Annotated in this window: 11 protein-coding genes and 1 pseudogene; all 12 read left to right on the top strand. The window is 46.9% G+C overall.

The genetic code is table 11. The annotated features are described in order from the left end of the window. Positions 1-185: 185 nt before the first annotated feature. Positions 186-749 (top strand): hypothetical protein, encoded by a 564-nt coding sequence (locus Q9R46_RS17270; RefSeq protein ID WP_251509508.1) that lies wholly within the window; start codon positions 186-188, stop codon positions 747-749. Between the two features lie 147 nt (positions 750-896). Continuing rightward, on the top strand, positions 897-1,172 hold the full coding sequence (locus Q9R46_RS17265; RefSeq protein ID WP_145334487.1) for an alpha/beta-type small acid-soluble spore protein: 276 nt from the start codon (positions 897-899) through the stop codon (positions 1,170-1,172). Positions 1,173-1,423: 251 nt separating this feature from the next. Further along, positions 1,424-2,626: a methionine adenosyltransferase gene (gene metK, locus Q9R46_RS17260; protein WP_311281068.1), complete on the top strand. Its 1,203-nt coding sequence runs from the start codon at positions 1,424-1,426 to the stop codon at positions 2,624-2,626. A gap of 214 nt (positions 2,627-2,840) precedes the next feature. Next, positions 2,841-3,536, top strand: a complete 696-nt coding sequence (locus Q9R46_RS17255) for a putative immunity/bacteriocin fusion bifunctional protein (protein ID WP_311281067.1) — start codon at positions 2,841-2,843, stop codon at positions 3,534-3,536. Positions 3,537-4,055: 519 nt separating this feature from the next. Continuing rightward, entirely contained in the window at positions 4,056-7,778 is a 3,723-nt protein-coding gene (locus Q9R46_RS17250; protein ID WP_311281066.1) for a SwmB domain-containing protein, read from the top strand. 264 nt (positions 7,779-8,042) lie between these two features. Then, the gene (locus tag Q9R46_RS17245; RefSeq protein WP_311281065.1) at positions 8,043-10,766 is read left to right on the top strand and encodes a stalk domain-containing protein; all 2,724 of its coding nucleotides are present in this window, start codon (positions 8,043-8,045) and stop codon (positions 10,764-10,766) included. A gap of 47 nt (positions 10,767-10,813) precedes the next feature. Then, positions 10,814-11,974 carry a sensor histidine kinase gene (locus tag Q9R46_RS17240; RefSeq protein ID WP_090922925.1) on the top strand — a complete coding sequence of 387 codons (1,161 nt, stop codon included), beginning with the start codon at positions 10,814-10,816 and terminating at the stop codon, positions 11,972-11,974. A 4-nt stretch (positions 11,975-11,978) separates the two neighbouring features. Next, positions 11,979-12,701: a response regulator transcription factor gene (locus Q9R46_RS17235; RefSeq protein WP_063567747.1), complete on the top strand. Its 723-nt coding sequence runs from the start codon at positions 11,979-11,981 to the stop codon at positions 12,699-12,701. A 234-nt stretch (positions 12,702-12,935) separates the two neighbouring features. Continuing rightward, positions 12,936-13,328 carry a hypothetical protein gene (locus Q9R46_RS17230; protein ID WP_145334497.1) on the top strand — a complete coding sequence of 131 codons (393 nt, stop codon included), beginning with the start codon at positions 12,936-12,938 and terminating at the stop codon, positions 13,326-13,328. A gap of 1,183 nt (positions 13,329-14,511) precedes the next feature. Next, positions 14,512-16,002: pseudogene (locus tag Q9R46_RS28605) on the top strand (helicase-related protein); the annotation flags it as partial. Between the two features lie 526 nt (positions 16,003-16,528). Then, the gene (locus Q9R46_RS17220; RefSeq protein ID WP_311281063.1) at positions 16,529-17,044 is read left to right on the top strand and encodes a ComF family protein; all 516 of its coding nucleotides are present in this window, start codon (positions 16,529-16,531) and stop codon (positions 17,042-17,044) included. Positions 17,045-17,305: 261 nt separating this feature from the next. Next, positions 17,306-19,231, top strand: a 1,926-nt coding sequence (locus tag Q9R46_RS17215) for a fibronectin type III domain-containing protein (RefSeq protein ID WP_311281062.1), incomplete at its 3' end; no start/stop codon positions are given.

Below are 19,231 nucleotides of genomic sequence, written 5' to 3'. Positions count from 1 at the left end.
CAATTTGAAAAGATAAAAACTGGTATTATAGTTACTAAAGAAAATGATTTGGTTACGGTCGATTTGATATTCATAAACAGAAAACCTCGCTTCCCTATGCAGGGGAGCGAGGTTTTACTTGTCCCATCTTACCTTTTTCTCTATAGTTAAAGTTAATAGATTACCAGAGGAGGAACAAATTACAGATGAAACCTTATATGAAAGTCTCTTTGGCTGCACTGGCGATTGGTGTTGGCGTGTGGATCGGGGCGGTATATAACGATACAGCCATTGGTGCGGGCACGAGTCAACCGGGAACCGCAGATGATCCGGTGGTAACGAAGAGTTATGTGGATCAGCAGATTGCAAAAGCGCTGGGTGGCGGAGCTACTACAAGTCCAGGCGCGTCCACTGGCAACAATGGATCAACGGGAACAGGCAACACAGGCGGATCAAGCACTGATCCGGGGTTGCCGCCGCTGGTATCGGGTGCAACCGATGCCGTGGAAATTGTAACCGTTAAGCCAGGTCAACAGCTACTAGGCAAATCTGGCGCGGAGTTCATTGTACGTAGCGGTAAAGCTGTGATCGTCAGTGAGGGTACGAATGGTGTAGCCGATCTGACGGACGGGGTAGACCTGACGAATGGACAGGCTGCGCCGACCAATCACCTGCTTTCTTTTCCAAGGGACGGACGTGGCATTACGGTTCTGGATGGTAACAAATATAGCTTAACCGTCATGGTACGCGGTGGATATACGTTGAAATAGGTTGTGCAATCCGATGTGTTATTATTCCTATTCATTGCTTCTTATTGCTCAGATTAACCAGTTCTAACAATCATTAATACGGCTAGCCGGGCAAGTTCCTGCTCACTCTATACCTGTAGACAACCCACAAACGGAGGTGCAGGAACAATGGCTAGAAGTAATAAGAAGGTCGTACCGGAAAGTCGTCAAATGCTCGATCAGATGAAGTATGAAATTGCTGCCGAGTTTGGTTTGAATGTTGGATATGGTGGGCGTGGAAGTTTGGTTGGTGCAGATACGGAGTTTGGCGGAGAGCTTGGAGCGATCAGTGATCATTCATACGGGCAGTATAAAGGCTGGGGACATCTCACATCCAGGGAGAATGGATCGGTCGGTGGAGAGATTACGAAACGCTTGATTCGCCAGGCAGAACAGCACCTCTAGAACTTATAAGTAACGCGCTATAATTGACACCACTTGACAAATACGATAAGATGAAAGTTGAGGTATGCAACCTTTCCACTAGGGAAAGGTTGATTTTTTGTTGAGGCAATTACCTGAAAAATCCTTGTCTTCGTTATTGCGGATCAGTGTCCTTATTATACTGTAAGCTTCATCGAGGGTATAGTGAACGAATCGCCGTTATGTTTTGTTCGGGCAATCGCCATACTATAGTTATGGGAGGTTGAAACTTCATGTCTATTAAAGGCCGACATCTATTTACATCAGAGTCTGTAACCGAAGGACATCCGGATAAAATCTGCGATCAGATCTCGGACGCCGTATTGGACGCGTTTCTTGCGAACGATCCAAACGCTCGAGTAGCGTGCGAAGTTTCGGTAGCAACAGGTCTTGTGCTTGTTATTGGTGAGATCAGCTCTGCGTCTGAATATGTGGACATTCCGGCAATTGTACGGAATACAGTAAAAGAAATTGGGTACACTCGTGCCAAGTACGGTTTTGATTATAATACATGTGCGGTACTGACATCACTCAATGAACAGTCCGCTGATATTGCACAAGGTGTTAATGCCGCACTGGAGCATCGTGATCCAGAGCAAATGGCACGTGAAACAGAGAACATTGGTGCAGGTGACCAAGGTTTGATGTTTGGTTTTGCAACGAACGAAACACCAGAACTTATGCCTTTGCCAATTGCATTGTCACACCGTATTGCACGCCGCCTGGCGGAAGTACGCAAGAACGGTACGCTGGATTACCTTCGTCCAGATGGTAAGACACAAGTGACAATTGAATACGACGGTGACAAGCCGGTACGTGTGGATACAATCGTCGTGTCCACGCAGCATGCGGAAGAGACAACACTGGAACAAATCCAGAAAGACATCAAAGAGCAGGTCATCCTGCCTGTTGTTCCAGCAGAGTTGCTGGATGCGCAGACGAAATACTTCATTAACCCTACAGGCCGTTTCGTTATTGGCGGACCTCAAGGGGATGCAGGACTGACTGGACGTAAAATCATTGTGGATACATATGGTGGTTATGCACGTCATGGCGGTGGTGCGTTCTCAGGTAAAGATCCGACAAAAGTAGACCGTTCTGCAGCTTATGCCGCTCGTTATGTGGCGAAGAACCTGGTTGCTGCGGGTCTGGCCGACAAAGTGGAGATTCAACTCGCTTACGCGATTGGTGTAGCTAATCCGGTATCCATTAACGTGGACACATACGGAACAGGCAAAGTCAGCGAAGAGAAGCTGGTGGAGCTGGTACGCAACAACTTCGACCTTCGTCCAGCTGGTATCATCCGTATGCTGGATCTGCGTCGTCCGATCTACAGACAAACGGCTGCTTACGGTCACTTTGGCCGTACAGATCTCGATGTACCTTGGGAACAAGTGGACAAAGCAGAACTGTTGAAAACACAAGCGGGTTTGTAATACGCTCAGGCAAACATAAAGCTCCTGGTTCCGTTTAGGAACCAGGAGCTTTTTTGTGCTTAACGGATATTGAGATATAAAGAAAAGGTTTACAAACTCATTTTTTTAAAATAACATAAATAATGTATATTATGGAATTTGAGGGTATTTAGTTATTACTTACATATGTAAACATCATGATTTGTAATCCAAATTACGAAGGAGGTTGTTTTCATTGTTTAAGAAATTGATTAATCTATCTGTTATTTTTAGTTTGGTTTTGTTATTTGTTGGAGGAGAATTCACTGTTAAAGCAGAGTCGGGCGACTGTCAATGTTCTAAAAGTGGCAATTTAAGTATTCAAGAGATTAGAGAGAAGTTGAAAGCTGAAGGGGTTGAGATCATAGATTCCCTTTCTAGCAGAGATAGACTTTATGTGGACTCTTTATTGGATCAGAAGCTTAAACAGTATAATAATGAATTAGAGAAATTTAATTATGATGAATATTCGTTACTCCTTAATGCTGAAATGTATAAAGGATTCAAAAACGTCCAGATAAATAGTGTAACATATGAACAAATTGCTGTTAAATACGTAGTTTTGGAAAATAAGTCTACTGGAGAACTTATAACACAGTCAGCGTGGGTAGATCTCAAAAGTAAAGATATGATTGATTTAAGTGTAGTTCATATCGATGAAGATCAAAATTTCAGTCTAATCTTTGATTACAAGAATTATTTGGTTGGTAATGGCATGGATTACTCCGCGAATGACTTTAATTTTAATGGAAAAAGCTTTGCTTGTAGTCTAACGGGGGTTTTCGCATGTATCTCGTATTGTGGCATTTGGCATGTTGTAAATCCTGCAGTAGGGGTAGGATGTGATATTCTATGTGGAGGGGCATTTGCCTTTGCATGTGCTGGAGTATAAAGGAGATATGTGATTAAAATGAAACAATTCTTTTCTATACGATCCATCTCTTTATGGATGTTGCCACTTATACTTATTATTTTGTATACGTTTTTTCGTTATGGTACTTTGAAATTCAGTCTGATTTCTTGGTTTTCACCATTCGAGGGAGCATATCTGGTATATATCGGTTGGTTTCTGATTGGTTTAATTATTGATATCCTGTTATTTTTAAGACGTAAATAAGTTAAGGAACTGCATAACCTTAATAAATGTCCTCATCTCTTGTTAATGTTTGACTTGTAAAGTCTCGGTTAACAACGTAATGAGGGCTTTTCTATGATGAAATTCCTGATAATCTTATTAAATAATAGACTCTTCTAGCCCAGTAATCTTAAAACAAGTAAGCCCGATAAGTTATAAATAAAATGTAATATATACCCAAATAACTAAAAGATATTCCTTCTGTGGCCGACATACATATAGAGGTCTGTATATCAGACATAAGGACTAAGGATTGAGGGGAAAGGATGGGTGTATGTGAAGAATTGGGCCCGTAAGGGATGGATTACACTATTAATTGTTACGTTAATGACACAGGGTTTGCTAGTCGGCTGGACAGGTGGAAATACCGCTTATGCCGCAGGAGATCTGTCCACGAAAGGGATCAGCGCGACATTTCCGCTGTTAAACGCAACACAGGCGGATGGAACGCAGCAGCTGAAGATTGAATTTACCAAACCGGTGAGAAAAGTGGAGAATACGCAAGATCGGATTTTGGTCCGCCGATTATCGGATAATTCGGTAGTGGCTGATATCGCTGTCGACAGCTCGTTTGTAAGTATTACACCAGATGATATGAGTGACCCAACGCTGGGAAAAGAGATTACTATTATCGCAAATTTGCCATCGTTCCCGACTTTACCAGGCGGTAACTTGTATGTTTCCATTGGCAATCGATCTTTTGTGTATGCGGATGGTCAGACTTTTTTTGAAGGACTGGATAAGGAGTGGACGTTCCATGTAGCTGCTGTAAATCAGGCCAAACTGCTGAATCGAACACCGCAAACGGCATCTACGGGCGTATCGCCTTCAGCAAATCTCACATTGACCTTTGATCAAGCGATGTCTAGAGGTACAGGGAAGCTGCAGATTTATCAAGGGAATGAATTGTTTGAAGAGGTGGACGCGAATTCTTCGCAAATTAGTTTCAATACTTCACAAACCATTGTGACGATTGACCCTGTTCGAAACTGGGCAAATAATAGCACCATATACATAGCTATACCTGAAGGTTTTTTCCGTGATGCGCTTGGCAATGACACGGCTGCGATCCAGCGAATCGACTGGGGATTCAGTGTGATCTCTGATCCATCGGCTATCACAGTGGCTTCTTTGTCTCCAGCAAATGGAGCAACAGGTATAGCTCTTACGACGGAACTAAACGTAACCTTCACCAAAGAATTGGATACCAATTATTCCGCTCAAGCCATCCTGAGAAGTTCAAACGGGGGTACGGTGAACGCAACAACGATGATTAACAGCTCCAACAACCGTCAATTGCGTATCATTCCACAATCCAGCCTGACGAGTAACACGACGTATACGGTAGACATCCCAGGTAACGTGTTCCGCGATCGTTCCGGTAATCTGTTCACAGGTTTAAACGGCACAACCTCGTGGACGTTCAGAACCTTGTCTGCTGACACGACACCACCAGTGCTTAAAGCAGCAAAAATGTATAGCAATACGATTATTCGTTTGACGTATGATGAATGGTTATCTACGTTTGACCTGTTGCCTTCCAGCTTTGCAGTGACGGTCAATGGAGAAAATCGCAGTGTAAGTACGGCCTATGTTTCAGGGGATAGCGTGTATGTTGTGCTGGATACAGGTGTCGCTGTAGGACAAGTTGTTAAAGTAGCCTATACCGTCCCGGCGACAACTACACGTAGAATTCAGGACTTGTCCCTGAATCCAGCAGCTTCTTTCTCGGCAAGAGATGTAGAGAATGGACTGGACTCGATCATGTCCAAGCCTCGTGAAGGTGTGGCATATACAAACAGCATCGTTCTCTACTACCCGGAGACGGTATATATCAACTCCAGCGATGCGTATAAACAGTTCAGTGTTACTGCCGACGACAAAAATATTGGCGTAAAAAGCGTCTCAACCAACACTAGCTCACAAGTTACGTTGAACCTTAGTTCTTCAATTAGCAATGGTGAGGTGGTGCGAGTATCGTATCAGCCAGGTGAACAACCTGTAAAAGACAGCCGCGGGCAGCCGCTTGCAGGTTTCAGCGGTTTCTATGTGCGGAACAGTAATGATTCAAAGCCCCCTGTATTCCAGAAGGCTGAAGTTAATGCTAATAAGCTGTGGATGTATTACAATGAGCCGCTAAGCCGGTTAAACAAACCGATGAACAATCAATACTCGGTACTGGCAGACGGAAAAGCGATCTTTGTTAACAATGTGGACATTGATGATGATCTGGTAACACTAACGCTGACAACACCCGTGACAAGTACGCAAGTGGTGACGTTATCTTATGTACCGGGAACCTCTCGCTTGACGGATATGGCTAACAATCAAGCCGCTTTGCTGGATCTTGTACCTGTGACACAGACCTTCGGGAACGGTACAATTCTGTCCGGTATTCTGCAGGGAGATACGGTCCAGATTAACTTCCGAAACGCATTAAAATCAGAAGCTGTACTGACTCCCTCACAATTCAAAGTACAGTCCGGCAATGAAATCGTTCCGGTTAGCTCCGCCTCGGTTAACGGATCTGTTGTGACGGTTAAACTCTCTAAAGCTGCTCAGGCCGGACAGGTTGCTACAGTGACGTACACCCCAGGCGGTGTTCAGCTTAGAGATGCTTTGAATACAGAAGTGGCTGCGTTCGGACCATTAACGTTGCAAGAGAAGACAGCGAGTACAACGCCAACGGATAACACATCGTTAGGACTCCCAGTCTGGCTTACGGAACGTAACGCAAATAACTCCGGTTTTGCTCAGAGCATGTTAATTCTGGGTACAGATGCAGCAACAGCCAAAACGGCAGCATCTCGTTATAACCGTACAACACAGCAGTACACATTGGATGAAAATAAACTTGAACAGGCGTTCAATTATGCCTCGAACAGCTTTAAGTTGAATCAACCGATCATATTTGAGGTCCCAACAACAAGTGAAGCAGCCTATGTGGGCATTCCATTCCATAAGCTCTCCCAACTGGCAGGGAAATATCGTACGGGTACGATCGGCGTCAAATATAAAGACAATGTATGGATGGTTCCTCTTGCAGACCTCAATTTTGTATCGATGGGACAAAGTGCAGGAATTACGACTGCTCCAGGAACCGCAACCATGTACGTACAGATGGAATCTGTGCCAAGACTTTCAGCAGGTGCTATGGACTTTATGTTATCCAGATCCAATGCCCAGAGTTTGGGAGAAGCAACAGAAACCTTTGTTACACTCTTTAATGGCAACACGGGGAAAAGTGTAGAGCAGAATATTAAAAGTCAATATATAACCAAGTTGCCTGGAAACACATCTACACTGTTAACGACCTTGACAGCGATTGACCCCAACTCACAATCGTTATCGTATATACCGACGGCTTACCGGACCTCTTCGACAGGGATCGTAGCACGTGGCTTGTTGGATGGAAACCGCGTGATTGCACCGATCACCCATCTGGTCAGCTTCCCTAAGGCATCAGACTGGTCCAGGGAAGCATTAACGGAACTCGCTTCCAAATGGATTATCACTTCAGATAATCTGGACAAGTATAATACCAGAACCAATATCACTCGTTCCGAGTTTGCTGAACTTGTTGCAAGAGGATTGGGGCTCAAGCCGGATGCTTCTGCAGCACCATTTACGGATCTTGGCAGAAAACCTGAGACCAATGGATATATCGGCGCTGCAGTGAAGGCAAAGATTATTCAAGGGGTGGGCAAGGGGAAGTTCCAGCCAAACAGCCCGGTCACGCGTGAACAGATGGCAATTATGTTGGTCAATGCAATGAATTTTGTAGGCCAGCCTCCGGCACTTCAGGAAAAGGCAGAGGATACGCTCAAGGTATTTAAGGATAAAGCCAAGATCAAAGCCAAGGATTCGGTAGCCAAAGCCGTGCAAACAGGAATCATCCAAGGGTATCTCGATGAGACCTTCAAGCCTACGGGTAAGGCAACGAGAGAACAAGCAGCAGTGATGTTAAAACGGATGTTGGATCGGATTGGTTATCTGTAGATATATTGAACTGGATACAAACCCATTAAATATGAAGGTTTAAATAGTAATATGCAGGATGATTCCCAGGTATGGAGGTTTACTCTATACCTGGGTCTTTTTTTACCAGAAAAGCCCTTAATATTCATGAGTAACGTAACTTTTTCTCCAAAAAACAGTCTATTAATAGAAGGGTATGCTAGGGATCACGCTGTGAGACTGTCACTAGGCAGGATCTGTGTGATATCTAAGATTGATATACAAGATGGGAGAGACGTTTCGAACATGCCGGGGAAACATGGGAAACAGCTGGAAGGCGTTAAGTACAATAAGGCAAAGAAATGGGCAATTATAACACTGGCAGGTGTCATCTGGATTGCGCCTGTGATGAGTGCAGGTGGACAGATGTGGTCAGGGACTTCGTGGCAATCCGTAGCCGCGGCGGCATCGACGGATACGAGCAAGCTGGGCGAAGAGATTTTGACTTCGGGTGCGAAGCTCATGAAATACAGATATACGACAACACGTTCAGGTTCGAAGGTAAATGTGCTTGCCGATGTGATCCAGGTAGACTTGCAAAATCCATACGTGAAACTGGATGTAATGACAGGCAAGGGAAATAAATTAAACAGTAAACAAAGCACTGGCGGTATGGCGAAGGAAAACGGCGCGGTCGCTGCAGTGAACGGGGATTATTTTAACGTATCCGGAGAAATGTCACCGATCGGTGGTCAAGTCTCTGACGGTGTATTGGTGTCTACACCATCCGAACTGAAAGGGATGTACGCCCTCACCGTTACCAAAGATGGCAAGCCGATGATTGACGAATATTCTTTCGATGGCACAGTAAGAGCGCAGGATGGTTCAACATTCGCTCTGCGTGGGATAAATAAGGAGGACTATACGGTTGAAACGGGAGCGGGTACATACAGCCATGCGAACTCCATGTATATTTATACACCTGCATGGACGTCAACCAAACGTCCAAATGATCCTTCCACCACGCCGACGGAGGTGCTCGTACAGAATAATGTCATCACGCAAATTTCGGATAAAAAGGCATTAAATATGACTGTACCGTCAGACGGTTATATTTTGCGTGCACACGGTACGGCGGCTACATGGGTTATGAGCCACTTGTCTGTTGGGCAGACACTGGGAGCAGATTACAAGCTGGTTGCCAAAACGACAGGACAGACGGTTGACCCGAGTAATCTGGAAATGATGATTGGCGGTCACACGATTCTGGTCAATGGAGGCAAAGCGGCTTCCTTCTCACGGGATATAGCTTCTTCGGGAATCGGAGGTGTACGTGCCAGAACAGCGGTGGGGTATTCTCAGGATGGGCGATATGTGTATATTATTGCAGCCGAGAAAAACGCGAATAGTAGCGGCTTGTCTTTGACCGAATTACAGTCATTTATGACCAGTATCGGGGTATGGAAAGGCATGAATCTGGATGGCGGCGGATCGACGACAATGGTTACACGTCCACTTGGCGAACAATCCGCAAGTCTCACATTTAATACCGAGTACGGCACCGAGCAACGTCAAGTGGTGAATACACTTGGAGTGTTCTCAACGGCACCTGAAGGCAAGTTGAAAGGTTTTGCGGTGAGCGGCAACCAGACGTTGCTCGCAGGTCAGGAGGGCAAGTATGCTGCGAAAGGGTATGATACGTACTATAACCCGATTGCGACAGGTAATATTCCATTGACCTGGAAATCCAGCAATAACGGCATTGTCAGCGTCAGCAACGGAACGATTAAAGGTGTGAAGCCGGGTACAGCAACGTTAACGGCTACAAGTAGCGGAGCGTCCTCCTCCATCAAAGTGACGGTGCTGGGTGGAAACGAACTGGCTTCCTTGACTGCCGGATCTGGTCTGGGCTCACTTCAAGCGGGAACTACAGTCTCGATTCCAGTGACAGCTACAACAAAGAGCGGACAAAGCGTGACGGTACCAGCCGATTCCCTGACATGGGAATTCATCGGATTTAAAGGAAAAGTGGCAGGTGACCAGCTGACGGTATCCTCTGTGAATGATGGAGCACAGGTTGGTTATGCAATCGGCCGATATGATGGTTACAGCACGGTGGTAGTACTCTCTGCAGTAGCGAGCGAGACGATCTGGGAAAATTTCGAGAACGCGAACTATCCGATTAACTTCACAACAAATGTAGCAGGGGTGACGGGGGCGGCCTCAGTGGTGGCAGGAACCGCTGAGAAGGCAGGCTCAAAGGTACTGCAACTCAGTTACGATATGACGGGTGGAACCGGTAAAATGTATGCTTATGCTCAACTGAACGGTTCAACGGGCAGAGACGTATCAGCAGCCGCAACGTCCATGTCGATGGATGTGATGGGTGACAAGAGCCTGAACTGGCTACGTGCAGAATTTACGGATGCTAAAGGCAAAACGGTATATGCCGATCTGGCCAAAGCCATCGACTGGAATGGATGGAAGAAAGTTAATGTTGACCTGAATGGACTGAACATCGCTTATCCGGCGAAACTGAAACGTGTGTATGTCGTGAATGTGGAAGATGGACAGGATGAGCGTGCGATGACGGGAACGGTTGCGTTCGACAACATTGCATTCACCATGCCTTCCAAATCCAGCGAAGTCGGATTGCCTACGGGTACAGCTTCACTAGTACTTGGACAGAAGTCTATGACAGTAAACGGGACGACAAAAACCATTGATGCAACACCGGTTCTTAAGAATGGAACTACGTATGTACCGATCAAACATGTACTGGATGCCTTTGGCGGACAGGCGAACTGGGATAGCAAAAATCAGCGGATTACAGTAATCCGCGGCAGCAAACTGATCGATCTGGTGGTAGGTCAGAAAGAATTTGTTCTCAATGGCAAAAGACAGAGCGCAACGGTTGCACCTTACGTAAGTGGAGGTAGGACTTTAGTCCCTCTCAGACTCGTATCCGAGCAACTTGGGCTGACTGTAAAATGGGAACAGAACACGAAGACCGTTACCATCTCATCGTGATATGGTATGATATATACCGGAAACGATAGAAATGGAGTCGAACAAACGTGGATTTACAAGCCGATGCCATAGACCGCGTCATAAAAAACGCCATACAAGTCATGGAAAACAGCAAATATCAAATGTTTGAAATCATGGACTCCACTCGCGATGAGCTGAAGACGCTTAATGAGGAGCTCAAGTCAGTGCTGAAGGAAACGGCGGAAACGATCGAGAAAGTAGATCAATTGGAGCTGAATTACCGCCGTTCCCGGATCCGACTTACAGAGGTGAGCCGTGACTTTGTCCGTTATTCGGAGCATGATATCAAGCAGGCGTATGAAAAAGCGACACAGCTACAGCTGGATCTGATGATTTATCGTGAGAAGGAAATGTATCTAAAGGCCCGTCGGGATGATCTGCAGAAGCGTGCCAAAAATGTGGAGGCTTCTGTAGAGCGTGCCGAGACGATTGGTTCGCAGATGGGCGTTGTGCTAGAATACTTGTCAGGAGAGCTGGGTCAGGTGACCCGGATCATCGAGTCTGCCAAGAATCGACAAATGATTGGTTTGAAAATAATTTTGGCCCAGGAGGAAGAGCGGAAACGTATTGCCCGCGAGATTCATGACGGGCCTGCGCAGATGCTTGCCAATCTAGTGCTTAGGACGGAAATTGTAGAAAGAATGCTCATGAAGCAGGATTTTAAGATGGTTCAGGCCGAAATAGTAGATTTGAAAGGCCAGGTTCGTTCAAGTCTTGAAGAAATGAGAAAAGTTATATTCAATCTGCGTCCTATGGCACTGGATGATCTGGGATTGATTCCAACGCTTCGAAAGTATGTGCAGGATTTTGAAGTAAAAACAAAAATTCGGTCGCTTTTTGAAACAAGAGGTAAGGAACATCGTCTCTCATCTGCAATGGAGGCTGCAATCTATCGTCTCGTGCAGGAAGGTCTGTCTAATGCTGCCAAGCATGCTTATCCCACATATGTTGTCGTAGAAATTACATACCAGGCTCAGCTCGTCAAAATTGTCGTTCAGGACAATGGGCTTGGGTTCAAACCGGAGCTTCTTGCGAAGAAAAGCAAGGATCACAACCACTTCGGTCTGATCGGGATGAGAGAACGGGTTGAACTGTTAGAAGGAAGAATAGAGATTGAATCCGCAGAGAACCAGGGAACCAAAATAGTCATTCATATCCCGACAAACGTGGATAAGGGAAAGGAGTAGCAGGATGGAAAACCGTGATACTGGAAAAACATCAATTAAAGTTCTCTTGGCTGATGATCATCAGCTGTTCCGAGAGGGCTTGAAACGCATTTTAAATATGGAGGACGACATTGAGGTCATCGGGGAATGTGGCGATGGCATTCAAGTGCTCGAATTCTGTAATCAGGATAAACCCGACATCGTTCTGATGGACATTAACATGCCTGTAGAGAACGGCGTCGAAGCTACTGAGAAACTGCGCGAGCTGTTCCCGGATGTAAAAGTTATTATTTTGTCCATTCATGATGATGAAAGTTATGTATTCGAAACACTCCGTAAAGGAGCCAACGGATATTTGCTGAAGGATATGGAAGCAGAGTCGCTGATCAACGCGATTCGTTCTGTTCATGAAGGTCATGCATTTATTCATCCTAAAGTAACGGGCAAACTGATTATGCAACTTCGTCGTATGACGTATCTTAACGAAACAGGTGCGATGAGCGAAGGCGCTTCGAAGGAAGCAGGCGTTAAATTTGTTGCTGGAGACAATAACCCGCTGACACGTCGTGAAGCTGAGGTATTACGATTGATGGCCGAGGGTAAGAGCAACAAGATGATTGGTGAATTTTTGTTCATCAGTGAGAAAACAGTTAAAAACCATGTCAGCAGCATTCTGCAGAAGATGGAAGTGGACGACCGTACACAGGCCGTTATTAACTCCATTAAATATGGCTGGGTTACGCTCTAATTCTTATAATTGTTTGACAGGTATCTACTCGCGCCATATCCACTATGGATTGGTTTGCGGGTTGATGTACTTTATCACTGTACATGAACACAGTGTAAGGGTGCTCTGAACATTGGTTCAGGCGAGCGCCGACGGGGTGTTTGGCTGTAACCCTTCGGAATACGCTGCATATACTGCGGTATACAGGGATGTTCGCCATGGGTGAACATGACCTTCCGAGGAGGTGCAGTTGCCATGGTTGCTCATCTGACTATGATTCTGCTCATATACTTCCTGGCGGCAATGGCCGTTCATCTTATGCACCAGCGCCATACTTCCCGCCCGGAGTCCGAAGGCTTCGAGCAGATTTTGCTCATTCCTTCCAATCAGGTAGGACGGATTGAAGGCATCATTCGATCACTTTGTCTGGAATTATTATATCGTGGCAAGAGCTTTACATTAACGGTGGTCGCCGAGCAACAAGAAGCAGAGACGATAACCATTATTGAGAAGATGATGCAAAGGCAAGGCATGGAGCTTTCTTATCTGCCTGCTGTGCCAGCAGAACTTGAACATACCGGGCAGAGGAATGGTAACTATCGCCTCATTGATCTGCGTAGGTCCAATGATGAAGCCGGGTGCAGGTAATCCTCACATTTTACACGTTTGCAGACGTTGATATGCCGATTCGATATGAGAAAGATTACAGCTTGATGCTGTAATCTTTTTTTGTAATTGTAGCCAAGTCTGCCTTTAAATTGAATATGGGTTTTATTGCAATCTATGGTTAAAGACTGGATTTATCACTTCGGATGTCGCTGAAGAAGCATTTTGAAGTCAGAAGTCTTAACTTAAAAGTATAGACTAATAAAACTGGAAAAAGTTGCGCATAATCAAAGGAAAAATTCCAAATTTTTAAGGGATCGGGAGTGAAGCCAATGTTACATTGACGATTAGAAAATAAAACCATATACTTGATTTATATGAATATTCAGGATGAATGGAGCCGGACTCTTGAAGAAGTACTTATTTTGCAGTAGCTGAGGAAACGGGATACGGTGAGACTAAAATTCGAAACGCTTTAGAAAATGATGAAATGATCAAATTTATACATTAATGAGTAGAAAATTTGTGTTATAAGGAATGGACATGAAGCACATGCTCCGACGAAGACGTCGGTCAGCATGTGCTTTTTTATTTTTCGGATACGAACAGGGGGAGGGAAGACGCGATGCAGGTTGGGGTTTACGTGTACCGGGCGGAGGAAAAGTGGGATATGGTCATGTCTCTCGACATTCAGGTTGATGTCATGTGGTGGCTTGAGGGCATGAGTGGACGGCATGTGCAACAATGGTTGGTATTAAGCATGCTTCTTCCGTTAAGTCAGGCTTCGTGGCTGGTAGATCAATTCGTACCCGAGCGTAGCATGGATATGTGGCGTATGGAGGCGTGGCAAAGCTACTTGAATACAAAGCTGGACTTGTATGAGCATCTCTCGGGTGAAATAGAGGCAAGGAGAGCGTTGGCCGAACAGGCGGAAGCGGGAAGATGGAAGAGTGGAAGTAGATTGGACATAGGGGGAAATAATAAAAGGGGAATAGGAATAGGAGAGGGTACAGAACTAGAAACAGGGATGCGAAGAGGAATGGTGGCGGGAGCGTGTTCGGGACTAGAAGAAGGGAGAGGTAAAGGGACAAGTACAGGAACTGGAACTGGAATAGGGACGCGGAGAGGAACTGTGGCTACGCTTGAAGCTAGGGTGGGCGGGATGCCGAAGCCATATCCCGCCGAGTATTGGGCTCAGCTGGAGCAGTGCGCAGCTCTGCTGGCGGAGCGGATGAGCGGCCGCCAATTACTGGCGGCCGAGGCCGAGGCGCTGCTGGCGGCGGAGCCCGCCATGCCGCCAGGGGGCTGGCGCGCGGCTGCACAGCTCGCGCGCTTGCAGGGGCGGCTGCAGATGACAGCCGCCCTCGAAGGGCCCGCCACGCGCCGCCGGCTCGCGTGGCTCGGCCGCGCGCGAAGCGCGCCCCGCTGCCACCGCTGTGGCAGCGAAGCCCGGCAGCGCGTGCCCTGCGCTGCCTGCGGCCTGGCGGCGTGCGCCTACTGCGAGGCATGCCTCGCGCTAGGGCGCAGCCGTGCTTGTGCGCTGCTGCTACGCAGTGCAGCGCAAGGGGCCGTGCCCGCACGCGGCGAAGCATCGCGTGGCACGGCCCTGGCCCCCACCGGCGGCGGACTCGCCCGGTGGGGGCTAAGCGCAGCGCAGAGCGCGGCAGCAGCCGCGGCGCTCGCGTTTTTGGCCCGGCCGCCCGCAGGGGATGGGCCGGGGCGGTTCTTGCTCTGGGCCGTGACCGGGGCCGGCAAGACCGAGATGATTTTCCCCTTAATCCAGCGCACACTGGATCATGGGGGCCGAGCGCTGGTCGCTACGCCGCGCAGGGATGTGGTGCTGGAGCTGGCTCCGCGCCTTGCCAAAGCTTTCCCGGACACCTCGCTCGCAACGCTCTATGGCGGAAGTTCGGAGCGCTGGAAAGACGCCCAGCTCACCCTGGCGACTACACACCAGCTCATGCGTTTCTACCAAGGTTTTGATCTGGTGATCATCGACGAACTTGACGCGTTTCCATATCATAACGATCCCATGCTGGCCCATGCAGCAGCATCTTGTTGCAAACCGGAGGGGCATTTTATTTATTTGTCCGCTACGCCGCCAACCCGTTTGCAACGTGAGGTCGCTTTGGGCAAGCTTGCTCATGCCAAAGTACCTGTCCGCTTCCATCGACATCCGCTACCTGTACCGCGGCTGATCAACATGCCTACTGTGGCACAATGCATCAAACGCAAACAACTTCCAACTACCATCGTGAAGAGCATTCGTACCTCCTTACAACGTGATGCTCAGGTGTTTGTTTTTGTAACGCGTATCGCCCAGATTGAGGCCTTTGTGCAGATGATGCGCCGGAATTTTCCCGCGATCTCAATTGAAGGCACTTCATCGCAGGATGCGGAGCGGGCCGCCAAAGTCATTGCATTTCGGGAACGCTCCATCCGTCTGCTTGTGACAACCACCATCTTGGAGCGAGGCGTGACGATCCCGCGTAGCGATGTGTTTATTCTGGATGCAGACAACGGACTTTTCGACGAGGCTTCGCTTGTACAGATGGCAGGCCGGGCAGGGCGCTCCTTGGATGATCCGGCAGGCCGTGTCGTATTTGCTGCATCCCGCCGTACCCGATCCCAAGTGAAAGCTGTATCCCAGATCCGCAAAATGAACGCTATTGCCCGCCGCAAAGGTTACCTGCAACCGGCAGTTCCAAGATCATAGTCATCATTACATCAACATCATCAGCTGAGCTTGAAAAGGATCACTGTAGACTAATCGTTTATGCGAACAATGATTTACGCCAGTATCTACCTTCAACCAAAACCATTACACTGCTTCACAAGAGCACTAGTGCTCGTCGCACATGCTAACCGAACGTGTATTACATACTTTATGCTTGATACGTCGTATCTTTATTTCGTTAAGAAAGGAGAAGCGCCTTATGTTCAGTTATATTTCTCATCTCTTTGAGCGTGTTCAGCGTTTAAGCGGACAACTCCATAAGTTACTTGGCCCGCCGGGTTCACCATGTTTGACCTGTGGAACCCGTGCGGTGTTGTCCTCACGTTATCCTGGGATATGCCCGCGTTGTGTACAGCAGATTCCATGGATTCGTTCGATCCGTTGCCAGCGCTGTGGGCGTGGTGTAGGATGCCCTGACTGTGTGCGCCCACATATGCAGCATCGCTCTTTCTTCTGCAATCGTAGCGCCGTCCAGTATAACGATCTCATGAAAGATTGGATAAGCATGTACAAATTTCGAGGCTATGAGCGCTACGCCCCGCTATTAACAGCTATGTTAACTCAAGCTTTTCAAGCGATGAGTGAAGAACTGACTCTGATATGTGAAAAAGATACCAAGAAGCCGCTATGGCGACCGGATGCGGTCACGTATGTGCCCGTGAGTGACGAGCGCCTGGCCGAACGCGGCTTTAATCAGGCGGAGCGGCTGGCAACAGGGCTTGCCATCACCGCTGGTTTGCCCTGTGTTGATCTGTTGCAACGCCAGATCAACACAGGGAAACAAAGCTTCAAGTCTCGCGCGGAGCGGTTCGAGACGATGAAACATGCCTTTTCTATCAAGCTTGATGAATTTGATTTCAGTCTGCTCAGGAATTACGGCAAGCCATTTAAATTACTTTTAATTGATGACATCTACACGACCGGAAGTACATTAGATGCTTGTGGGCATGTCATTTTGCATGCCGCAAGTAAAGCGAGCGTAACGTTGGAAATTTATACACTCACTTTAGCCAGATCGTAGCCTCTTCTGATAAGGAGAAGTACGTACTATAAGAACGTTTATTCTAATATTAATAACTTTATACTTGTAAAACTGTCCTTTTGTATATTTGAGATTTATTAGTCCAGTTGTTTGATGATATTTCGATTGAAAGCGTTACAAGAAAAAATTTGCATGTAAAAAAGAGGAATTGGTTTCAACTCGTAGAATAGATAGTTCTGCCGTTCACCACAGGTGATTGTAGGAGTGGGGCAAACATATCTTTTGAAGGGGAGAACAACAGTGGTCGCAGGGAAAAGAAAAAAAATTGTTTATTTATGGACTGTCCGCTTACTAGTTTTGATGCTGGTATTCGGACATTTTGGTGTGTACGGGGGGAACCGGGCACATGCCGCAACGAGTAACAGGGTAGTTTCCAGCAGTTACGACTACCACTATGTCCTTACAGAGCAAGATGGGAATCTTCGTGTCAATCAAAAAGCAATTGATCTTCGATGGGCAAGAGAATATAAATTGAACGCGTCCGGATATTCATTTTCTCGAAGACAGGCCGTTACGGCAACAGTTCCAAAAATGACGAACGTAGCATTCGGTACATACACATCTACTTATGCTGGAAAAGTAGAAAAGGCGATCATGATCGATTTTTCAGAAATCTGGCACTACTACACGGTGATGGAATATAGACAATCCGGTACAAGCGTGGGGCAGTGGGATATATCTCATGTGGATGTCTTTGGTTATGAAACGCCGCGATATGTGCAAAACTTCGAAGCGACTCAGCTTAGTCTGGTTGTTAATGCGGATACAGGTGCTGTTGTCGATTTTGTCTCCAACCTTAACCCGTATTACACCCGAAAAGCAGAATCTTTTAGTTTTGTGAAGGAATCGGCTATCAATCCTCCAATCACATCCACCCCGGAAATTCCGGTGAACTTAAGCGCCTCGGCCAGCGATATTTCGGCCAATCTTGGATGGGTTGCTGCTAAACAGGCTGTCCAATATGAGATTGAAGAGAATGGGACTGTTAAAGGGCCGTTTTATGGTATTGGTTATGCCGGCACTCAATTATCCCCGAACACTTCATATACCTACAGAGTACGCGGGGTGAATAAACTTGGAACAGGTGAATGGAGTGAACCTTATACGCTGACCACACTGCTGAAGAAACCCGTTCTGACAGTAACAGCTGAGGAAGGCAAGAATATAATTCAATGGGATGCGATCGAGTACGCTGACCGTTACCAATTACAGATCGACAACGGAACACCGCTTGAGCTTGGTAATGTTACTTCTTATGAGCATGGAGGGCTTGAAGCGAACTCTACGCATACGTATACGCTCAAAGCTTATTCGGCTACGAATGAGAGCGATTGGAGCGCAACTGTAAAACAGTTGACCGTACCTGATCGTGCAGATGGATTCAAGATAACGGATGCTACGTTAAACAAACTGTCATTATCTTGGAATGCAGTAAAAGGAGCTACAGGTTATGACTTGGAGATTGACGGTACAATCGTTGCTGTCACTGGCACCACATACAATAAAACAGGTTTGACACCGAATACCGAATATACATTTAGAATCAGACCTAAAAATGCAGGCGGACCTGGAAGCTGGAGTGAGGCTATCACAGGAACGACACAGATGAGCACACCGGTTATTCAAACGAATGCAACACAAGAGGAAATTATTCTCGTATGGCCAGCAATTGAGGGAGCTACTTCCTATGAAGTTGAGGCAGATGGAGTGGTTGTCGGAGGGATAACAGAACCCATCTACACGCATACAGCGCTTAAAGCGGGAACAGTACACAAATACCGTGTGCGTGCTATAAATAGCAACAATACTAGTGCTTGGACTGCAGTAAAATCACAAACTACACTGCCTGACTCGGTCAGTGGTCTAGCCATTAACACCGTAACGAATGCAGCCATAGCGTTAAAATGGACAGCTGTAACGGGAGCAACCGGCTATGATTTGGAAATCGACGGCACCGTTGTGGCTGTAACGGGCACAGCATATACAAAGAGTGGCCTTGCGTCGAACACGGATCACACCTTCCGCATCCGCTCAAAGAATGCCGCAGGTGTAGGCGCGTGGAGTGACGTGGTCAGTGCAACAACACAGTTGAACACGCCGGTTTTGAAAGCCGCATCGGAAGAAACAGCAATCAACCTGACGTGGACAACCATTGCCGATGCAACG

Origin of the sequence: Paenibacillus sp. RRE4 (assembly GCF_031844205.1) — a bacterium.
Lineage (GTDB): Bacteria > Bacillota > Bacilli > Paenibacillales > Paenibacillaceae > Paenibacillus > Paenibacillus xylanexedens_B.
This window is presented reverse-complemented; position numbering and strand designations above follow the sequence as displayed.

What these genes read in the sequence shown, in the direction of transcription:
- Q9R46_RS17270 (WP_251509508.1), top strand. Translation starts at nt 186, where the DNA reads ATGAAACCTTATATGAAAGTCTCTTTGGCTGCACTGGCGATTGGTGTT.
- Q9R46_RS17265 (WP_145334487.1), top strand. Translation starts at nt 897, where the DNA reads ATGGCTAGAAGTAATAAGAAGGTCGTACCGGAAAGTCGTCAAATGCTC.
- metK (WP_311281068.1), top strand. Translation starts at nt 1,424, where the DNA reads ATGTCTATTAAAGGCCGACATCTATTTACATCAGAGTCTGTAACCGAA.
- Q9R46_RS17245 (WP_311281065.1), top strand. Translation starts at nt 8,043, where the DNA reads ATGCCGGGGAAACATGGGAAACAGCTGGAAGGCGTTAAGTACAATAAG.
- Q9R46_RS17235 (WP_063567747.1), top strand. Translation starts at nt 11,979, where the DNA reads ATGGAAAACCGTGATACTGGAAAAACATCAATTAAAGTTCTCTTGGCT.
- Q9R46_RS17230 (WP_145334497.1), top strand. Translation starts at nt 12,936, where the DNA reads ATGGTTGCTCATCTGACTATGATTCTGCTCATATACTTCCTGGCGGCA.
- Q9R46_RS17220 (WP_311281063.1), top strand. Translation starts at nt 16,529, where the DNA reads ATGTACAAATTTCGAGGCTATGAGCGCTACGCCCCGCTATTAACAGCT.